The organism is Cryobacterium fucosi (genome assembly GCF_004403515.1).
GTDB lineage: Bacteria > Actinomycetota > Actinomycetes > Actinomycetales > Microbacteriaceae > Cryobacterium > Cryobacterium fucosi.
Genome location: NZ_SOHH01000018.1, coordinates 1 through 1281, shown reverse-complemented (window position 1 = coordinate 1281; position 1281 = coordinate 1). Strand labels below are relative to the sequence as shown.

General features: G+C 77.0%; 2 protein-coding genes. One reads left to right on the top strand and one right to left on the bottom strand.

Annotated features, from left to right (window positions below; all coding sequences use genetic code 11):
* Nucleotides 1-543: glycerate kinase (locus E3T48_RS01285; protein WP_241986517.1), on the bottom strand; the 543-nt coding region annotated here is incomplete at its 3' end.
* Nucleotides 544-669: 126 nt separating this feature from the next.
* Between E3T48_RS01285 and E3T48_RS16980 the strand changes: the two genes are divergently transcribed.
* A partial coding sequence (locus tag E3T48_RS16980) for a GNAT family N-acetyltransferase (RefSeq protein ID WP_194087852.1) occupies nt 670-1281 on the top strand: 612 nt, incomplete at its 3' end.

The following is a 1281-nucleotide window of genomic DNA, read 5'->3' as shown; positions in this document are numbered from 1 at the left end:
GGCGAGGCCGCGGCCGCCCGGCGGCACCGGGCGGCCCGCCGAGTCGAGGAGCACCGCGCCGAGCGCCCGGAGCATGCCCGAGCCGCCGTCGGTCGAGCCGCTTCCGCCGATGGCGAGCAGCAGCCGGGTGACTCCGTGGTCCAGGGCGGCGGCAATCGCCTGGCCGAAGCCCAGCGTGTGCGCGTCGAGTGGCCGAAGCCGGTCGAGCAGGGTGATTCCGCTCGTCGCCGCGAGCTCGACGACGCCGGTGCCGTCGGGCAGCAGCAGCCAGTGCGTGTCGACCGGCCGGTCGTCCGGGCCCGGAACGGTCACCGGCATCCGGGTCGCGCCGGGCACGGCCAGTTCGAACGCGTCGAGGGTTCCCTCACCGCCGTCGGCCATCGGCAGCAGCCGCAGCCGGTCCTGCGGGCGAACGGATGCCCAGCCCGCCGCGATCCGGCGCGCGGCGTCGCTCGCCCCGATCGTGCCCTTGAACGAATCGGGCGCGATCACGACCGCCCGGCCGCCGGCACGGGCAGGGGTCCGGGAAGGGGGATTCGACACAGGTGACCTCCGATGGTGCTGCCTGGCCATTCTGCTCCGGATGCCCCGGCCGCGCCGACCGGCGTGCCGGTGCCGCACCGCCCCGCCCGCCTGCCGCCCCGCAATCAACACGGCTAGGGTGAGGCCGTGACCGACTACGCCGCGCTCCCCATCGACGCCGATTCCCACGCCGCCCTGGCGGCCGACGACCTCGAGCTGCGCCTGGTCGACCCCGCGGACGACTCCGCCGTGACGCGCTGGCTGCAGGCGGATGCCCGCGGCTTCCACGATTCCGCGCCCGGCGCGGAGTCGCTCGCCGCCCAGGCCGCGGAGGTGGCCGGCGACCGCATCACGGCCGTGCTCGACCCCGCGGCCGCCGATCCGGCCACGCCCGTCGCCACGGTGCGGTGCTGGCCGATGGACGTCACGGTTCCCGGCGGCAGCCTCCCGGCCTGGGCGATCAGCTCGGTCACGGTGGCACCCACCCACCGGCGCCGGGGCATCGCCCGCGCCCTGCTCACCGCCGAACTGCGCACCGCCGCACGGCTCGGCCTGCCGCTGGCCATGCTGACCGTCTCCGAGGCCACCATCTACGCCCGCTACGGTTTCGGCCCCGCCGTGCACCAGGCCGGCTACACGATCGACACGACCAGGGCCCGCTGGGCCAGGCCGGCGCCGGCCGGCCGCCTGCACCTGGTCGCGCCGGAGACGCTCCTGACCGACGGGCCGCCCGTCTTCGCGCGGGCGCGGGCGCTGGCC